14 protein-coding genes and 1 pseudogene are annotated in these 18,625 nt (G+C 63.9%); 6 read left to right on the top strand and 9 right to left on the bottom strand.

The genetic code is table 11. The features are described from left to right. Position 1 precedes the first annotated feature (1 nt). Positions 2 to 652: a formyltransferase family protein gene (locus ASD07_RS00700; RefSeq protein ID WP_082507081.1), complete on the top strand. Its 651-nt coding sequence runs from the start codon at positions 2 to 4 to the stop codon at positions 650 to 652. Between the two features lie 2 nt (positions 653 to 654). Beyond that, positions 655 to 1,749 carry a type VI secretion system protein TssA gene (gene tssA, locus ASD07_RS00695; protein ID WP_055923713.1) on the top strand — a complete coding sequence of 365 codons (1,095 nt, stop codon included), beginning with the start codon at positions 655 to 657 and terminating at the stop codon, positions 1,747 to 1,749. 45 nt (positions 1,750 to 1,794) lie between these two features. Here the strand turns inward: tssA and ASD07_RS32260 are convergent. After that, positions 1,795 to 3,351: pseudogene (locus ASD07_RS32260) on the bottom strand (DNA translocase FtsK); the annotation flags it as partial. A gap of 1,150 nt (positions 3,352 to 4,501) precedes the next feature. On the opposite strand from ASD07_RS32260, the gene ASD07_RS00685 reads away from it, so the two are divergent. Beyond that, positions 4,502 to 5,536 (top strand): hypothetical protein, encoded by a 1,035-nt coding sequence (locus ASD07_RS00685; protein ID WP_055923707.1) that lies wholly within the window; start codon positions 4,502 to 4,504, stop codon positions 5,534 to 5,536. Here the strand turns inward: ASD07_RS00685 and ASD07_RS00680 are convergent. The 3 genes from ASD07_RS00680 to ASD07_RS00670 are packed head-to-tail and all read right to left on the bottom strand — an operon-like array spanning position 5,533 to position 7,534. Beyond that, positions 5,533 to 6,138, bottom strand: coding sequence for a DUF3617 family protein (locus ASD07_RS00680; RefSeq protein ID WP_055923705.1), 606 nt, complete (start codon positions 6,136 to 6,138; stop codon positions 5,533 to 5,535). The two genes, ASD07_RS00685 and ASD07_RS00680, sit on opposite strands and share 4 nt — an antisense overlap. A 45-nt stretch (positions 6,139 to 6,183) precedes the next feature. Next, on the bottom strand, positions 6,184 to 6,558 hold the full coding sequence (locus ASD07_RS00675; RefSeq protein WP_055923701.1) for a cupin domain-containing protein: 375 nt from the start codon (positions 6,556 to 6,558) through the stop codon (positions 6,184 to 6,186). A gap of 4 nt (positions 6,559 to 6,562) precedes the next feature. Beyond that, a complete protein-coding gene (locus tag ASD07_RS00670; RefSeq protein WP_055923698.1) occupies positions 6,563 to 7,534 on the bottom strand; it encodes a ribonuclease Z in 972 nt (323 codons plus the stop codon). Positions 7,535 to 7,707: 173 nt separating this feature from the next. Here ASD07_RS00670 and ASD07_RS00665 point away from each other — a divergent pair, with 173 nt between their 5' ends. The 3 genes from ASD07_RS00665 to lnt are packed head-to-tail and all read left to right on the top strand — an operon-like array spanning position 7,708 to position 11,821. Continuing rightward, positions 7,708 to 8,787 carry an SGNH/GDSL hydrolase family protein gene (locus ASD07_RS00665; protein ID WP_055923695.1) on the top strand — a complete coding sequence of 360 codons (1,080 nt, stop codon included), beginning with the start codon at positions 7,708 to 7,710 and terminating at the stop codon, positions 8,785 to 8,787. Next, positions 8,784 to 9,413, top strand: coding sequence for a hypothetical protein (locus ASD07_RS00660; RefSeq protein WP_229207010.1), 630 nt, complete (start codon positions 8,784 to 8,786; stop codon positions 9,411 to 9,413). The genes ASD07_RS00665 and ASD07_RS00660 overlap by 4 nt, the downstream gene beginning before the upstream one ends. After that, positions 9,410 to 11,821: an apolipoprotein N-acyltransferase gene (lnt, locus tag ASD07_RS00655; protein WP_229207009.1), complete on the top strand. Its 2,412-nt coding sequence runs from the start codon at positions 9,410 to 9,412 to the stop codon at positions 11,819 to 11,821. Before ASD07_RS00660 ends, lnt begins: the two co-directional genes overlap by 4 nt. An 11-nt stretch (positions 11,822 to 11,832) precedes the next feature. Here the strand turns inward: lnt and ASD07_RS00650 are convergent, their stop codons facing one another. The 5 genes from ASD07_RS00650 to ASD07_RS00630 are packed head-to-tail and all read right to left on the bottom strand — an operon-like array spanning position 11,833 to position 18,614. Then, on the bottom strand, positions 11,833 to 12,111 hold the full coding sequence (locus tag ASD07_RS00650; protein ID WP_055923688.1) for an acylphosphatase: 279 nt from the start codon (positions 12,109 to 12,111) through the stop codon (positions 11,833 to 11,835). Next, a complete protein-coding gene (locus ASD07_RS00645) occupies positions 12,111 to 13,007 on the bottom strand; it encodes a diguanylate cyclase (protein WP_055923684.1) in 897 nt (298 codons plus the stop codon). Before ASD07_RS00645 ends, ASD07_RS00650 begins: the two co-directional genes overlap by 1 nt. After that, positions 13,004 to 16,459 (bottom strand): hybrid sensor histidine kinase/response regulator, encoded by a 3,456-nt coding sequence (locus ASD07_RS00640; protein WP_055923680.1) that lies wholly within the window; start codon positions 16,457 to 16,459, stop codon positions 13,004 to 13,006. The genes ASD07_RS00645 and ASD07_RS00640 overlap by 4 nt, the downstream gene beginning before the upstream one ends. Continuing rightward, on the bottom strand, positions 16,453 to 17,817 hold the full coding sequence (locus tag ASD07_RS00635) for an oxygenase MpaB family protein (protein WP_055923677.1): 1,365 nt from the start codon (positions 17,815 to 17,817) through the stop codon (positions 16,453 to 16,455). Before ASD07_RS00635 ends, ASD07_RS00640 begins: the two co-directional genes overlap by 7 nt. After that, positions 17,814 to 18,614, bottom strand: coding sequence for a carotenoid biosynthesis protein (locus ASD07_RS00630; RefSeq protein ID WP_055923673.1), 801 nt, complete (start codon positions 18,612 to 18,614; stop codon positions 17,814 to 17,816). The genes ASD07_RS00635 and ASD07_RS00630 overlap by 4 nt, the downstream gene beginning before the upstream one ends. Positions 18,615 to 18,625 lie beyond the last annotated feature (11 nt).

Raw genomic sequence — 18,625 nt, 5'->3', positions numbered from 1 at the left:
CATGGACATGACAAGGCCGGCCAGGATCGCGCTGTTCGGCAGCTTTTATCGCGGTTTTCATGTGCTGAGCGAACTGCTCAAAGGCCCGGTCGGGCTGCAGGTAATGGTGGTGGGTGTTGCCACCGACGATGCCGGCGCCAGTTTTGTCAGCCCCGCGCGCCGCGTCTGGGCTTATCCACACAGCGCCTGCGAAGCGGCAATGGTGGAGACGTTGGCGGGTGCACATGGACTGCCGGTCTACAAAGGGCGCGTCAAGAGTGAACTTTTCTACCGTGAATATGAAGAGGAATGGCGCCCCGACCTGTGCATTGCCGCCACTTTCGGCCAGCGCATCGATGCCCGCCTGCGCAGTTTTCCCCGTTTCGGCTTCTTCAACCTGCATCCCTGCATCGACGACGGCTGGCCATCCGGCTATGCGGGCCCGAATCCCTTCCAGGCGCTGCTGGACGATGGTTCCGACCATGCCGTGATCGCCTTGCACGAGGTGGACGAAGGTTTCGATACCGGCCGGCTGGTGGCCCTGTCGGAGCGGATCTACTTTCCGCCCGCCGCTTCGGTGGTAGACCTGCACAAGTGCACCTCTCCGCTGGCGGCCAAATTCCTGGTGCAACAACTTGGCAAGCTGCTTGCCGTCACTTCCCTAAAGGCTTAGCGATGAAAGCGATCCCCGATTTCCTGGTCAGCGCCTCCGAACAGCAATTGCTGGACCAGTTGCTGGCGCCCGTGTCGCAAGACGCGCCATGCGGTCCACCGGCACGCGACGACTCCGCGTTTACCGAGATCCGCCTGCTGCGCGAAGAGGACGACCCGAGCCTGCCCATGGGCCATTGGGACCGGCCGCTGAAATACGCCGACTGGGACCAGGTGGCACAGCGCTGCGGCACGATGCTCGCCACGCGCTCAAAAGACTTGCAGCTTGCCGTCTGGCTGGCCGAAGCGTGGATGCGCCAGCGCGGCTTCGTCGGCTTGCTGCATGGCCTGCGTTTGCTGGATGCGCTGTTGCGCAGCTATTGGCCGGTGCTGCATCCCTTGATCGAGGACGACGGTGATTGCGATGCGCGGCTGGCGTCGCTGGAGTGGCTGAACGACTCGCTCAGCGTCAGCGTACGCGTCCAGGCGCCGTTGTTGATGCTGGAAGGCTTCAAGCCGCCGCGCGCTACGCTGGCCGACTGGGAACGCATGGCGACGGCGCGTGAAGCGGGCGCCGATGCGCCGGGCGGCGAACCGGTGGCGACCCGCGCCGATGTACTGGCCGCTGGTGCGGCGCAAGGTGCGCAAATGGCAGTCACGCGGGCCGCCGTTTTGCATAGCCTGGACTACCTGCACTCGATGTCGGCCATGCTGCACGATCAATTGCAGGAGCAGTCGCCCAAACTGGGCAAGCTGCAAGGCGCGCTGGAAGCCGTCCAGCGCGTGCTGCAGCAGTTGCAGCCGGAGCAGCGGGAAAGTGTCGCGGCAGCCGCCGCTGGGGAAGCGCCGCAAGCGCCGGCTGCTGAAACGGCGCCGGAACCAGCGCCAAAGCAGGAGCCGATCGTCGTCGGCCAATGGCGGGACCGCAACGAAGCCTATGTGACGCTGGATGCTTTGGCCGACTACCTGGTGGCGGTGGAACCGCACAGCCCAACGCCGTTCCTGTTGCGCCGTGCCGCCCGGTGGGGCCGCATGCCCCTGCCGGAAGTCCTGGCTGAAGTCATGCAGGAAGAAGGAGACCTGAATCGCCTGATGAACGTGATCGGCATCAAGTTCTAGTGCCGGCCCGAGCCGCGGCCGCACCAGCGTGCCGCAACCGCTTGCTCATTCCGCTGAGACAGGGAGCAGGATCTCGCGGCTGCCGTTGGTCGACATGGAGGAAAGGATGCCGGCTGCCTCCATGTCTTCCACCATGCGCGCTGCACGGTTGTATCCGATCCGCAACTGGCGCTGGATCGAAGAAATAGAGGCACGGCGGGTACGGATGACGAAGGCCACCGCTTCGTCGTAGAGCGGATCGGTTTCCCCGGCGCTGACGTCGCCGAGAAGGTCGGCTGCCGGCTCTTCGCTTGGCGTGCCGGCCAGGATCGCCTCCTCATATTCGGGTTCGCCAAACTGCTTCAGGTAGTCCACTACGCGGTGCACTTCTTCGTCGGATACGAAGGCGCCATGCACGCGCTGCGGGTAGCCGCTGCCTGGCGGCAGGAACAGCATGTCGCCGTGGCCCAGCAGGGTCTCGGCCCCCATCTGGTCAAGCACGGTGCGCGAGTCGATCTTGGACGACACCTGGAAGGCAACGCGGGTCGGGATATTGGCCTTGATCAGGCCCGTGATCACATCGACCGAAGGGCGCTGCGTCGCGAGGATCAGGTGGATGCCGGCTGCGCGGGCCTTCTGCGCCAGGCGCGCGATCAATTCTTCAATTTTTTTTCCGGCCACCATCATCAGGTCAGCCAGCTCGTCGATGACTACGACAATAGTCGGCAGCGTCGACAGCGGTTCCGGTGCGTCCGGTGTGAGCGAGAACGGATTCGTGATGTATTTCTCGGCCGCCTTGCCGTCGCGGATTTTCTGGTTGAAGCCGGCCAGGTTGCGCACACCCAGGGCGGACATCAGGCGGTAGCGCTTTTCCATTTCGGCGACACACCAGGTCAGCGCATTGGCCGCCAGCTTCATGTCGGTGACCACGGGCGCCAGCAGGTGCGGGATGCCGTCGTAGACCGATAGTTCCAGCATCTTCGGATCGATCATGATCAGGCGCACATCGGTTGGCGTGGCCTTGTACAGCAGGGATACGATCATGGCATTGATTGCCACCGATTTGCCGGAACCGGTGGTGCCCGCAACCAGCATGTGCGGCGCGCGCGCCAGGTCGGTGACCACCGGGGCGCCGGTGATGTCCTTGCCCATCGCCAGCGTGAGTTGCGAACGGGAGGCGCGGTAGGCATCCGATGCCAGGATCTCGGAGAGCTGGATCATGTGGCGGCGGGTGTTGGGCAGCTCGAGGCCCATGCAGGTCTTGCCGGGAATGGTCTCGACCACGCGCACCGAAGTCACGGCGAGCGCGCGCGACAGGTCCTTCACCAGCGCCACGATCTGCGCGCCGCGCACGCCCACCGCCGGCTCGATCTCGAAACGGGTGATGACAGGACCGGCGGAGGCGCCAAGTACGGTGACCGGGACCTTGAATTCCTTCAGGCGCTGTTCGATCAGACGGCCCGTCTCCTCCAGTTCGGTGGAGGACACTTCGAACCTGGCTTCGGAAAAGGCGTCCAGCAGGTCCAGTCCAGGAATTTCGATATCGAACTCCGACGCCGTGCAGTGCGCGGCCGGTTCGGCAGGCGGGGCTGGCGGAGCGGATGCCGGCGCGGGCTCTGGCGCGGCGGGAGGCGGGGCGAAAACCGTGATGGACGGTTCCAGCTGCTGCACGTTCGGCACAGCAACCAGCGGCACAGGCTCAATTTGAATGACTGGAGGGGACGGATGCCAGTCCAATCGCGGCGCAGCATCCGGCACAGGCGCAAACGGCGTGTATTCGACTTCGATCGGCTGCCCGGTGATGTGCGGCGCATGTTCCAGCGTGGACTGCACGCCTGCCATGTCGCTCAGCCAAGCCGGCTCGGGCATTGTAGCGGCAATCGTGCGCACTTCTATAGCTGTCTGCACCAGCTGTACTTGTACCATCGCCGCTTGCACGCCCGGCGCCGGCGGGGAAGCGGCCTTCATGGTGCGGACCGGCTCGGACGCCGGCGGCAGCTTCACGATCCTGATGGTTTGTGCCTGCTTGGGACGCGTCTCGGATTCTTCCCTGGCCCTGGCCCGGGCCAGCATTGCCGGGGTTGGGCGCAGGCTTTCGACTTCCGCCCATTCTTCGCTCGGACGGGGCGCAGCGGCGCGCGCCTTCTCCAGGGCATCCGCTCCGAAGAAGCGCGCCGGTGGTGCGTCCGGGGGAGCTTCCCACGCCGGACGTTTGTCGATAAAACGGTCGCTCGTGCGCTGCGGGGTAGCCGTCGCGGCAGTGACGGGGCCAGGTCTCGGCGCCGCACGCCGGTCTGGCCCGGCCGGGCGCTTGGACAAGCGCGCGAGGCGGCTGCACCAAGCCAGGAATTCGAGGGCCCGATAGCCGAACAGCCAGGGAACGGCCACGATCCCCGTGGCGAGGACCATGGCTATCCCGGCAGGACGGCTGAGCGAGGCGGCAATCGCGTTGGCCAGCAAAATAAGCAGGGTGCCCAGGACCAGGCGAATGAAGCCTTGTCCAAGCAGGGTTGCCCTCTTCAGCACAAACACCTTCACCAGGCGCCAGACCAGGGGGAGGGTGCACAGCACGGACCAGCCAAACCACGACATCACTGCCATTCAAATCCTTCTTCTCAACTCAGGGGCGCCAAGCATTGAAGTTTAACATGAGCAATGTTTGCATTAGGCCCAGATCTGGCGCGAGTCGGTATGGACGGGCGGTTAATTCGTGGTCATACTTGTTAAAAAGTAAGTTCAATTAACTTAAAGTCAAATTCGAGATGAATATGAAATGAAGATGAGTAATGAAACTTCGGAAATTTTAGGCACAGACTTCCCGTCCCCGTATAAAGCGGCAGTCGATGCGGTTACGGGCGTCACGCAAAAAGCGCAGGAAGCCGCCGCACCCTGTGCGATAGGGCAATTAATTATTGAAGAAGCGTTCGCTATGCTCCATGCGAGCTCACTTTATTCAGGGTTAGGAGAAGAGGGCGTTACCGCCACTTTCGCCGCATCGCTTGCTTCGGCCGCAGTACTTTGGCGCAGGCACTGGATCTGGAAAGAGCCGCCCACCGACTATCAGTTGGTCTGGACGCACTTTAACGACAAGAGCGAGACGGTCATTGGTGCTGACTTCTGCATGGTGATCATCGATGCTCCGTCGGGCGGAACTCGGTATCGCGTGATTGTCGTGCAGGCCAAAAGGCTGGATGCACTCGAGCCGGAGCGCCTTAATGTGAAGCGTAAAGCTTTCTCGAAGTCCAGAAGCAAGGACGCCGAAGAGGATTGGAAGGCAAAGGCTGACTGTAATCTCAGGGCGGCATTGTCCTCGAAATCCTTCGAAAATCAACTAGAGACACCGAACTGGCAGTTGACCAGGCTTATAGCGTTAATGAAAAAGTTCGATGGTGACGAGAACCGACCATCTATTCTTTATGTGGCTTGGCCCGCGATGCCGACCGAAGCCAGGCCAAAAGACAACCCCATCCTGTATGAAGAATTGGATACAGTGCTGAAGGAAATTGGAAATGAAAAGGACTCAGATGGATCTCTACGTCAATCCTTCGCGCTTGACCACGGCAAGATTTTCCGGGACTACCTGTTGAATAATTCCGACGATCAGGGCATTTCGGAGGGCAAGCTGAAAGAGGTTGTGGAAAAGGTGAAAGAGGGATGCACCGCCACCATCATGATCAATGCCAGCGGCAAAGAGCTTACCAATGAGGCAGCGGCGATCTTCAAGCAGGTTCCTCTTCCTGAGTATTTGCCGGCTAAGGCCCAGTCGCCGAAAAAGATCCCTCCGCTTACCATTAAAATAGGGCGTTAGCCCTCCTGCTGCGGCGGCACGTTGCCGCAGTCGCTGCCTTTCCAGCGGGCGGTCACTTCCTGGGTGGCATGGAAGTCGCCCGCTTGCGGCACGGGGGCGCCATTCGGGCCGGTGACCTTGCCGTCGCCGACCATCTTGAAACGCCATTCCTTACTATTGGCGACGATATACTCGCCGCTGCCGTTGTAGTTGTTCCCCTGCGGTCCCATGCAAGCGGCCTTGAATTTGGCGCCGGAACTGCTGGCCGAGATGATGTCCAGCTTGCAGCCCTGGGACGACTGTTCCATTTTGCGCTTGATGACTTCGGTGTCGACGCCCTTGGCCACTTGTGCCGGTGTCAGGCAGGTTTGGGTTCCGCCAGCGTTGCTGCCGCGACCCATCTGTTCCTGCATCTGCTTGCGTTGTTCCGGCGTCAGGCGCGCCATCATCTTTTCGCGGCCCTTGCGCATCGCTTCCTCGACGTTCTGGCCGTTGATCAGGGTGACGCGGGTTTCTTCCCACAGGCCCGGGGCCAGTTTGAGAGGGATCACCTCGGCGTGGCTAGTCAGGCAAACGGTGGCAAGGCCGGCAGTAAGGGCCAGTGCCCGGATAGTGAGTTTCATTCGATGCTCCTGTTGGGAAAAGGAGCGAATAATAGCAAAAAAACATCAGGATGCGGCGCCCGTGTTGCGCTCTACGATCACATAGTGCTTGCGAACCGGTTCGACGACCTCGAACACCCCCTTGAAACCGCCCGGTATCACCAGCGCGTCACCCGGTCCCGCTTCGGCGGCCCGGCCTTGCTCGTCAATCACGCGGCAGCGGCCTTCGAGGACATGGAAATACTCATCCTTGCCAGGTGCGAACTCTATGCGCCAGCTGCCTTTTTCGCAGGCCCAGATGCCGGCATGGACTTCGCCGCTGGCATTGGTGAAATGGTTCCAGGTGGTGCGCTGTGGATGCCCCTCCAGCCGGCGTTCTTCGCGCGGATGGTCGTATTCAGGTGCCGGGGATGCGGTGCGGAATTCGGTGATTGCTGTCATGGCGTTATTTTGCGCGCGGCGCTGGGGGCAGTTTCGCCAGGGCGCCGTTGCTCAGTTCATAGGTATTGAAATCCTGCGCCAGGAATAGCGTGCCGCTGTAATGCCGGCGCGCTTCGGCTGCCACCTCAGCCATGCCTTCCAGGCTGTCGTAGCGGGCGCTGAAATGGGTCAGGACCAGGTTCGGTATTTGCGCATCGGCGGCAAAGCTGGCGGTGCGCTGCACCGAGCTGTGCTGAGGGCCGGGACCGACTTTTTGCAGCACGGCCTCGGTGTAGGTAGCCTCGTGGACCAGCACGTCGGCATGCTGGCAAGCCTTGGCCAGCAGCGACGGCGTATCGTTGTCGCCGCCGATGACCGCGGTCGCCCGTTCGGTGTGCTGCGAGCGGTAGCGGGCTGCGGCCAGCACGGTACCGTCGTCCATATGTACGTCCTTGCCATGCTGGAGCTGGCCCCAGGCCGGACCGGGCGGCACGCCGCGCGCGCGCAGCGCCTCACTATCAACCTTCCATGTAGTCTTTTCGAAGCTAAACTTGAAGCCGAAGCTGGGAGCGCGGTGCGAGAGCGGGAAGCGTTCGATCGTCAGCCCATCCTGCTGGTAGACCGACTGCTCGCTAGCCACGTCGATGTGGATGATCTCGAACGTCAGGAAGAGTTCGGTATGCAGCATGGTGGCATCGAGCCAGGCCTTGACCGGGGCCGGGGCGATCAGGATAAGCGGTTTCTTGCGGCCGTTCATGGATGCGCTTGCGAGCAGGCCCGGCAGCCCGTAGCTATGGTCGCCATGGATGTGGGTGACGCAGATCCCCGCCAGGTCATGCACGGTGAGCGGGATGCGCAGCAGCTGGTGCTGGGTGGCTTCGCCACAATCGACCAGCCACCAGTCGCGGTTCATTGTTGTATGTAAGGCCAGCGCAGTTACGTTACGCCGGATAGTTGGCACGCCGGATGAGGTGCCAAGGAAGGTCAGTTTCAGCATGCCATATTATGCCGCATCGGCGCCGGTTCGTGGCCAGCGCGCGACAAGCGCTAAGGCCTTCCAGGCCATTTGCTTGTCCCTGCGAGCCACGGGGTTGTTGCCGCGCAGGCCGGCGCTAAGATGAGTTGTTGGCTGGTCGATTCGAAAAATACTTCAATGATCGGAGACACTCTATGCAAACTCGCATCCGCAGTACGCTTTTGGCCGCAGTAGTCTTGTTTACCCTAGGGGGACAGGCAGCAGCAAACACCCTGACCCAAAACGTTTCCTGGACCATCGACCGTGCCGGCACGAGCACCAAGTACCGCGTTGTCGCTTATGGCGATTCAATTTATGCGGGATATAACGGCTCGATCACCAGCGCGGCCAAGTATTCAGCACCGACGGTTGATGCGGAATACCTGTCGGCAGCATGGAATGCCGATATCGAAAGCGTACGCCGCGCCAAATCCGGCGCCGTGGCCTCCGATGTCTACAACAATAAAATTGTCGCCGAGCGATCTTATATGCAGGCCAGCAATACGCGCGTGGTCACCTTCGAAATGTGCGGCAACGACGGGCTGCAGGCCCGCTCCGCCTTCAAGGGCCAGAGCGGTACCTGCGATGACTCGGTGCTGACGGCTGCCGAGAATAGCTGCAAGACCTACGTTGCCGCAGCCATGGACTACATCAATGCCAACGCCTATTCGGGCGTGAAGGTGAAGGTCATCTCGAACCTGCACTATCCGGGCTACACGGCCGACAATGTGCAGAGCTCCTGCAAGGATCCGAACACCGGCGCCACCGTCAATATGCAGCAGAAGTTCCTGCCTGCACTGGCCCGTATGAATTTCATGATGTGCGATACGGCGCGCCAGAAAGGCTTCCAGTGCGCTGACAACTTCGCCCAGTACATGGGCGCAGATTACGACAGCAATGGCGATGGCATTGCCGATTCCGACGCGCTGCGCTATGTGGCGGGTGAAAGCCAGGCCAGTTACGTCACGCGCATCACGTCGACCTTGCGTTCGACCCTGCGCGACGCCAATACGCACTTCGTGTCGGCGGGCAGCAGCTACGACTACATCCAGTCGGACGATACCCACCCGACTTACACCGGCAGCACTGTGACGGCAGGGCTGTTCGGCGGCACCACCGGCAGCGGGGCGCCTCGCTACACTTCCTTCAGTTCGGGCAAGAACCCGATCTGGAACCAGTTCGGGCATGAACGCATGGGGTGGGCGGTCTCGGTCTTCAACTCGCCAACGCCGTGAGTTCCTGGCGCCCCAGCCCGGGTTACCTGGCGGCGGCGCTGCTGCTGGCCGTTGGCGCGGCCAGCCTGGCTTTCTTTCTTTGGTACTTTGCGCGCGGTGACGCGGCAGCCGGGGCGGGCCAACCGCCGGCCCCGGCAAATGTGGCGGCTGCCGGACGACCAGCCTTGGCTGCCACAGCCGCGCCACCGGTTGCGCGCGAAGCGCCCCGGCGCCAAATGCAGCCTGCGCCTGAAGGCGATGCCGATCCAACGCGCGACTTGCGCAGTTACGTCATGCGGGGCGAGAAGCCGACCATGAATGAGGTCATCAAACGCTTGCACGAGCAGGGCGTGCATACCGGCCTGGGCGCGTTCAACCCGCCCGGCACGAACCCGCCGCTCGCAGGGCTGGCGGTACCGAAGGATTTCGCGCTGCCGCCGGGGTATGTGCGCCACCACCAGGTGACCGACGACGGCCAGAACATAGAGCCCATCTTGATGTTCGCCCCGGATTTCCAGCTCTACGATGCATCGAACCGGCCGCTCGAAATGCCGAAAGACCGCGTCGTTCCTCCTGAACTGGCGCCGCCCGGACTGCCTTTGCGGCGCATTGTGATTCCTCCCCCGATCGACAGCTCCGGAAAATGAAGATACTTGCCTGCATTCTCGCCAGTGCTGCGATGACTGCCCTGTATGCGCGCGGCGGCGCGGCCTGCGTGCTGGGTTTTGTGTTGCTCGTACCATGGCTGCGGGCGCTCGACGGACGCAGTTCGCTTAGCTGGACGTTGCTCTGCGCCTGGATCATGTCGCTGGCTTACACGGCAGCCGGCTTTGCGTGGTTCGGCGCGGCCTTTGGGCGCTATACGCAGATCGGGGAAGCGACCGGGTTCGCTTTGCTGCTGCTTGCCGCGCCGCTCTTCCAGCCGCAGTTCTTTGCTTATGCGCTGGCACGCTACGCGGCGCGGCGCTGGTACGGGCGAGCCGTGAGCGCGCTGGCGGCGGCCGCGGCCTGGGGCGCGACGGAATGGCTGGTGCCGCGCATGCTGGGCGATACGCTTGGTTATGGCCTGTATCCCTCGCGCTTGCTGCGGCAGGCGGCCGATGTGGGCGGGACGGCTGGCTTGACGTTTTTGCTCCTGCTTGCCAATGAGGGCGTGGCCGCCAGCCTGGCGCGCTATCGTGAGGGATGGCGCGCATTCGCCAGGCCGTTGGCGATGGCGGCGCTGGTTCCCGCAGTCCTCGCCGCCTACGGCGCGCTGGCGCTGTCGGGCAGCCCGGCAGCTGCAGGCAAGCCGCTTCGCATGGGCTTGATCCAGGCGGATATGGCGGATTACGAACGGCAGCGGCAGGAGAAGGGCACTTACGCGGTTGTGCGCGCAGTGCTGGACCGGCACTTCGCGATGGGTTACGACGCGGTCGCGCGCCAGCACGCGGAGGCGCTGCTGTGGTCCGAAACCGCCTATCCCACTACATTCGGCAAGCCCAAAAGCGCGGCGGGAGCGGAGTTCGACCGGGAGATCGGCGAATACGCCAATGCGGCAGCGGTGCCGCTGGTATTCGGCACCTACGACCGCGATGAGCGGGGCGAGTACAACGCCGCGGCTTTTGTGCAGCCCGGCCGCGGCCTGGTGGGCATGTACCGCAAGTCGCGGCTGTTCCCGTTCACCGAGTACCTGCCGCCATTGCTGGACCGCCCATCGGTACGAACCCTGCTGCCATGGGCCGGCAACTGGCTGCCCGGCAGCGGCGCGCGGGTCTTCCCTTTGCGTCTTGCCGACGGCCGCGAAATACCAGTGTTGCCCTTGATCTGCCGCGACGATGTCGATCCGGGCCTGGCCATCGCCGGCGCGCGGCTTGGCGGGCAGGTCATCTTCACGATGTCGAATGATTCCTGGTTCAGTGGCGACGGACCGGGGGCACGGCTGCACCAGGCGGCGGCAGCGTTCCGCAGCATTGAAACGCGCTTGCCGCAGTTTCGCGTGACGACCAACGGTTTCAGCGCCGCGATCGATGAATACGGCGAGGTGCTGGCCGGAACCGGCGTCGGCCAACCAGGTATCGTGATTGCCGACCTGCCGGTGCGCTCACCGGCGCCGACGCTGATGGTGCTGTGGGGCGACTGGGTCGGGCTGGCCTGCTGCGCGATGTTGCTGGTGCTGACCGTAAGGCCACTCAGCCAGTTGTGGCGGCCGCATGCTGAAGGAGCACGGGCGCGTGCGTCACGGCCGGCTTTTCCGGTGCGGCTGGCCGTGTTGCCGGCTGCGGCGCGCATCGTGGCGGGTGTTCTTCGCGTGACTTCACGTGCCGGCCTGCTGGGCATGTGTGCAGCCCTGCTGTTGAACGAGCCGCTGCGTACCAATACCCTGGCGCAGATGCGCATGTTTACCCTGTTCTTCCTGCTGCCGGAAGCGATAGCGTGGTGCGTGCTGATGGCATTTTCGGCGCGGGCTTCAATTGTCGACGGGCGGCTGGTGCTGGAACGCGGGGCGCAGAAGCTTGAACTCGCTTTGGCCGAGCTGGCTGCAGTTGAACCCTGGCGCTTGCCCGTGCCGGGCCCGGGCGTGACGCTGCGGCTGCGCTCTGGACGCTATTCGAACTTTGGCCTGGCGCTGCCGGACCCAGCCGCGTTCTCCGCTGGTCTGGCGGCCGCCGGCGGTCCCATGCCTGCCAAGCCGCGCCGCTGGCGCACGTTAGCGGCGCCGGGAACGCGGCTCGATCATCCGCTGGCCAAGTTCGTGCTGCTGCCGTTTGCGCTGGCGCTTCCGGCCTTCCACCTGCACCAGCACATTGCGTATGGCAGCGCACTGGGCGAATTCTACAGTTTTGGCCTGGCTGCCTACCTGGGCGCCTTTGGAATGTGGTGGGCAGCCTGGGCCATTGGAGTGGTACTGGGCGCTGCTTTGCTGCGTACGGTAATTGAATCGGTAACCCTGCTGGCGGAAGCGCTGCGGCCTGGAAATGCGCCTGGCATCCGGCACGGACTGGAGCGCGCAGGGCACTTCGCGCTCTACCTTGCCTTGCCGGGCTGGCTCCTGCTGCGGGTGTTCAGCGGCTAGGCGTTGGCGTACTAGAGCGTGGGACGGATATCGAAGGTGGCGCCCGGCGGCGCCGCTTCCGGGTCGTCCGCGACATGGACGTGGCTGACACGCGCAGCGCCCGGGCCACGGTGCGCCCATTCAATGATGGCTTTCACGGCGTCGGCTGGACCATGCACGCTGGCTTCCACGGCGCCGTTGGCGCGGTTGCGAACCCAGCCCGCCAGGCCGAGCGCGGTTGCCCGTTCCGCAAGCGCGTAGCGGTAGCCGACGCCTTGCACCAGACCTTCGATCATCAATCGCTTGGCCATCACATCCTCCAGTTGACGCGGTTGCGGCCGGCCTCCTTGGCGCGGTACAGGGCAGCATCGGCGGCATCGAACAGTGCCGGCGCCGTTTCCTGGCTTCCCGCGGGCAGGGTGGCGCCGCCGATACTGACGGTCAGGACCGGGCTGGCGATGGACTGCTGGTGGGGAATCAGGAGCTGTGCCACCGCTTCCCGGATGCCTTCAGCCACATACAAGGCTTGCGCGGCATCGGTTTCCGGCATCAGGACCACCAGTTCCTCGCCGCCGTAGCGGGCCGCTACATCGCATGGACGGCGCATGGCGCTGCGTGCGACGCGGGCCACGGCCCGCAGGGCGCGGTCGCCGGCCGGGTGACCGTAATGATCGTTGTACTGCTTAAAGCAGTCGATGTCCAGCAGCGCTACTGAAATCGTGTGCGCATGGCGTGAGGCGCGCTGCCATTCGCTTTCATAGACTTCATCGAAGCGGCGGCGGTTGGCCAGTTCGGTCAAGCCATCGATATGCGCCAGGTGTTCCAGCATGCGGCGCTGGCGCACCACTTCCAGGTGGGTGGCGACGCGCGCCATCACAACCGTGCTGTTGAAGGGCTTGGTGATGTAATCGGCGGCGCCCAGCTTGAGGCCGCGTGCCTCGTCCTCAGGCCGCCCCATGCCGGTGATGAAGATGACTTCAATCTGGGCGGTGGCAGGATCGGCGCGCAGGCGGCGCAATACTTCGTAGCCGTCCATGTCGGGCAACATCACGTCCAGCATCAGCAGGTCGGGCAGGTGGCGCTGCGCCCGCTCGATGGCCTGCTCGCCTGTCTTGGCGAGCAATACGACGTACTCCGGTTTCAGCAAGGTGGCGAGAACCTGGCGGTTGATTCCGTCATCATCCGCGATCAAGACCTTTTGGTTCATGCGTTCATTTCCATGTCGATGCCGAGTGCCTGCGCCAGTTCGGCCAGCGGTTTCAGGGCATCATGATATTCGATTTCATCCACCGCACGCTGGATGCGCGCCAGCAGGGCAGCGTGGGTGGAACCTGCGAGCAGGGCGCTCAATTCGGTCAGCAAGTCTTCGGCGCGGGCGTCGTCGGCGCGCAGGAAACCATCGAGTTCGCGCAGCAGGCGGCCAAAATCGGCGGCCTGGCTTGCGCCGGCGCCGGCTGCCGGCTGCAGGGCATTGGTAAAGCCGGCCAGGATGATTCCCAGCGTCTTGGCCATGTCTGCCGCCTCCCGGGTGCAGCGCTCGGGGCGCCCGTCGCGGATACCGGCTTCCACGATGTCGGAAAGCTGGGCGAGCCCGATGGCGCCAAGATAGGTGGCGCTTGACTTGAGGTTGTGGGCCAGGCGTTCCACCTGGGCCCAGTCGCCGTCGGCCAGCGCAGCAGTCAGCAAGGCAGGCCCGTCGCCATATTCGCTGCAGAAGCTGCGCATGCGTTTGGCAAGGATGGCGGGATCGCGGTCGGCGCGCGCCAGCGCGTACTGCCAGTCCACGCCTGCCAGCGGCGGATAGGCGACGGCGACCGGGTCCGCGCCGCTTTCAGCCGCCGGGGCACCGGGAATGGCGCGCCCCACCAGGCGCGACGGATCGATCCATTTCAGCATGGCGCGGAACAGCACGTCCGGGTCGATCGGTTTGGTGATATGGGCGTTCATGCCTGCTTCCAGGCTCTTGGCCTGGTCGTCCGGCATGGCGTGGGCAGTCATGGCCAGGATCGGCAGGTCGCGCAGCGCCGGGATGGCGCGGATCTGGCGGGTGGCGCTCAGTCCGTCGACCACCTGCATCTGCACGTCCATCAGCACCAGGTCGTAGTCGCCTTGCTGCACCATCTGCACAGCCTCGCCGCCGTGTACGGCAACATCGACGTGCACGCGTACGGTTTCCAGGAAATCGACCGCCACTTCACGGTTATTGGCATTATCTTCCACCAGCAGGACGCGGGCGCCGCGCAGCCTGGCCAGTTCCTCGGCCGGCACGCCGCGCTGCTCGCCCTGCAGGGAAGCGGGCTGTGCGATCTCCGGGCGCAGCACCTGCAGCAGGCTGTGATACAGCAGCGCCGGGCCGACCGGTTTGGTCAGGAATCCTTGCAGCGGCAGTTCGCCTTCTTCCTGCAGCACGGTTTCGCGGGTGCAGGCGCTGACCATCAGGATCGATGGCGGTGCGGCGAAGCGCGGGTCGGCATGAATGCGGTGGATGGTTTCAACGCCGTCCCATCCCGGCATCATGTAATCCATCAGCACCACCTGGTAAGGCATCCCGGTTTCGACGCCGCGCACCAGCATATTGAGGGACTGTTCGCCGGAGCTCGCGCTGTGCGCTGCCACGGCGAAGGTGCCGAGCATTTCCACCAGCGCTTCGCGCGCGGTGGCACTGTCGTCCACCACCAGGACGCGGGCCTGCTGCAGGCCCCCGGTCGGCGACGAAAGCGGCTCCGCACTCGCATCGCCGACGCCAAGTTTGACAGTGAAGCTGAAGCGGCTGCCGACGCCCGGCGTGCTGGAGACCTTGATGCTGCCGCCCATCAGTTCCACCAGCTGGCGGGAAATGCTCAGGCCCAGGCCCGTGCCGCCGTATTTGCGGGTGATCGAACTGTCCGCCTGGTTGAAGGACTGGAACAGGCGCGCAAGCTGCTCCTCGCTCATGCCGATGCCGGTATCGCTGACGCTGAATTGCAGCACCACGCCATCCGGCGAACGTTCGGCAGCCCTGACGGCGACCACGATCTCGCCGCGTTCGGTGAACTTGACCGCGTTGTTGGTCAGGTTGATCAACACCTGGCCCAGGCGCAGCGGATCGCCGACCAGTTTTTGCGGCACGCCGCGTTCGACGCGGAACACCAGCTCCACCTTGCGCGCATCGGTCTTGATGGCGGTCAGGGTGGACAGGTGGTCCAGCATTTCATCCAGGCTGAACGGCACCGCTTCCAAAGCCAGCTTGCCGGCCTCGATCTTGGAAAAGTCGAGGATGTCGTTGATGATGCCGAGCAGGTGCTCGCCCGCGCCGAGGATCTTGGCCAGGTAGTTGCGCTGTTTCGGACTGGGGTCGGTCATCAGCGCCAGGCGGCTCATGCCGATAATGGCATTCATCGGGGTGCGGATTTCGTGGCTCATATTGGCCAGGAAATCCGACTTCAGGCGGGTGGCCGCTTCGGCGCGCAGCATGGCATTCTGCATGGCCTTGGTGCGCAGGCCGAGGATGCGCATGAAGACTACCATGTCGAAGGCGTTGCCGAACTGGAGCGCGTGCATGGTCCAGAAGTTGGCTGCCAGCTTGCCGCTGATCACCTGGCTCAGGACGACGGACGACAGGAAGCTGACCGCCCAGCCCACCATGAAGTAGATGCCGACCGAATCGCCGGCGCGGGCGCGCTTGTAAGCGCCCGGCAAGCCAAGCAGCATCGGCAGCAGGCCAAGGGTGCTGACGATGATGACCAGGCCTTCGACGCTGATCACGTCGAGGCAATAGGCGACGGCGAACAGGGCGGCGAGCGCGGCGCCGGCCTTCATCAGGATCGAGAACGTGCGGTCGACGCCAGGGCGCGCCAGCGACTGTTCGACAAACAGGTAGCCGCCGCAGGACGCCATCAGCGCGAACAGGCCTCCGGCGTGCAGCGTCATCCAGACGTTGTCGCGCCAGATGTACTGGCTGCCAAGGCCGAAGAATTCGAAGGAGAACAGGGTGGTGCCGGCGATCAGCAGCGAATATTTGGCAAACAGCGGCTCGCGCAGGTTGGCCCACTGGGCCATGCTGTACAGCAGCAGGCAGAGGCTGAGGCCAATCAGTATCCCTTGCAGCATCTGCTCGGCAAGCGCCGAAGCGTGATATACCGCGGCTTTGGAAAAGTGGATCGGCAGGATCATCGAGCCGACGTTCTCAACGCGCAGCAGGACCACATGGTCGGCGCCGGGCGTCAGGCGCAGCGCCGCCGCCGGCGTGCGGCCGCCGCCGCCCGGGGCGACTACCGGCTGCAGGTTGCCGGTCACCGTGTGGCTGTGCAGCGCGCCATCGGTGGCGGCAAACACGTCGACCCGGTTGATCTGCGAATAATCGATGTTCAGCGTCCATTCGCCGCTGGCGTCGGCCGGTACGAATACGGGGATGCGGACCCAGATGACGGTGCCCTTGTTGACGCCCAGGGTGGCATACGCCGATTGCGGCTTCTTGAATCCGGAAACGGCGGCCAGCACTTCGGCCGCGCTCAGGGTGCCGCCCGGGTCTTTCAAAATCGTGGCTGCGGGCCAGGCGTCGTGCGAACCGGCTTGTTCGTCGAGCACCAGGGGTGCGGCCGGTGCGGTAGCCGTGGCGTCGGCCTGGCAAAGGGTTGTCGCCAGCGCCAGGAACAACGCCAGGAAAAAACGCGTCAGCATGGCTGCTGGTCTCCTGCCGGCTTGGCCGGGCCACGGCCGGCCAGGCGCGCTTCCAAAGCATTCATCCAGGCCGGAGCCTTGGGATCCTTGCCCCAGCCGCGCACGGCGTGGTCGACCTGGTTCAGGACCGCGGGCGGGAGTTTCAGGGGGCGGGTCTGGTCCATCAGGAATTTCACGGTGAACTGGTAGCCGAAGACGCGGGTAATCATGCGGCAGATCGAAAAGTTGGGGAACACCAGCCGCACCAGGGCGTCCACGCCGCGCACCGCGAGCATGCCGCTGATGAACAGGGCGCGCGACAGCAGGTTGACGCGCTGGTTGAGCGCCAGGTCGGCGCGGGCGGACTTGCCGCACAGGTAGCGGGTGAGCAGGACCGGGAACGGCTTCAGGATGCGCAGCGGGATCTGGTCCTGCATGGCCTTCATCAAGGCCGCACCAAGCTCCGGACGCGTATCGGGCAGGTAGGGCGACAGCCTGGCGCGGGCCTGGATTTCGTTGAAGCTGGCTTCGGCCTGCTGCATGGTCTGCGGCATCAGGCTGGACTCGATGCCGAGGATATGGCCGACCACATTCCAGGTGTGCAGGTAGGCTTCCTCATCCTGCTGCGGCAAGCCAAGGCCAAGCTTGCGCAGGCCGCGCAGGAAGATGTAATGGAAGGTGAGCAGGGTGTAGGCCAGTTCTTCCTGGTTGCAAGGCAGGCCGTCGGCCGCGACATCCCAGCCATGGTTATACAGCGTGTCGTGTACATTGCGGCAAGGCGCATCCATCGGCGCCACGGCGCCACCGCCATCCAGCACGGCGTCGGAAGGATTGCCGCGCAAGATCAGGTGACGGATGGTGGCGTGGATCAGGCGCACTTTGAGGATCTGCGCCACGCCGCCGCCTTCCGCGCTGGTCAGGCCGCCGTGCATCATGACCGGGAAGATCATGGCTGCAGTGGCGCGCACGCGGTAATCGGTGTGCGCCTCAAGCTGGCCGGCGACGTGCAGCACGCCCGCCAGGTCCGGCACCACATAGCATTCGGGCAGGCTGGCGCAGAACAGCAGGCTGCAGGACAGCATGCTCATGTCGAAGAACAGTTCTTCCGCGCGTGCAATGCGGGCGCCATCGGCCCATTCAGGCAGCCTGGAGCCGGCGGCGAGGAAGGCTTCCAGTGCCGAGGCAATCGGAGCCGGCGTGCCTTCCGGCGCGCGCCAATCGCCGATGATGGCGTTGCTTTGCCACTGGCCGAGCAGGCGATTGACGATTGCAATGGCGTCCCACTGGCTGCCGTCATGGCCATGCAGGATAGCCGCTATGGTGTCATCGGCGAGCGGATCGGCGCGCAGGGTAGGCGCTATCGCAACGGGTGCGTTCATTTTCCTTCCTTCCAGCGCATCCAGCCGCAAAGGCCGGTCAGGACTGGAATGCCCATGGCGAACAGCGCGATGGTGCGGGTCTCGATCGGATTGCCCTTGAGGGCCTGGAATACCATGCTGCCGCCGTAAATCAGCAGCGGCACCAGTGCGTAGAGCGGCGTAATGCGGCTGCTTGGAACCGACGGCTTCTTGCGCAACGTCAGGCGGAAGCCGTAAATGATCACGAATGCGACAGTCATCCAGCCGACAAAGCCCTGCAGGGTTTCGCCGAACCAGCCGCCATCGGTCCTGGTCATGATCCAGGCCTTGAGCGTGAATACCATATAGGGATCGGCGCCCAGGTCGTAGGCGGTGACGATCATGGCGCCAAGGAAGGCCATGATGAAGGTCATCAGGGTCGATGGCACGCCGTCGGTCGGCGTTTGCCAGACGATCAGGTTGGCGATCACATAAGCGACGTAGCACAGGGCGAACCACATCAGCGGAATGATGAAAGGCACGGAGCCGATTCTCGGGCCCAGCACCTCGGTGTAAGTGTACGAACCGAAGAACCAGCCATAACGTGCGCCCATCTCCTCGGCGAACCAGCCCACCACCAGGCCGATGACGACGAAGCGGAAAGCCGGCGCATGCCCGAGGAAATGGCTCGCGCTCGCCCAGCAGCAGGCAAACATCAGGATCGAACTGACGATCAGCAGCGTCGTCGTCTCACCCCAGCTGCGCGATGCAAGCGCGACCAGGAAGCCCGCCAGGAGAACGAGGGTGAGGCGGGGTAGTTGGTTCAGCAGCGACTTCATAAGTCTCCGGG

Source organism: Duganella sp. Root336D2 (assembly GCF_001425005.1).
GTDB lineage: Bacteria > Pseudomonadota > Gammaproteobacteria > Burkholderiales > Burkholderiaceae_D > Rugamonas.
This window is presented reverse-complemented; position numbering and strand designations above follow the sequence as displayed.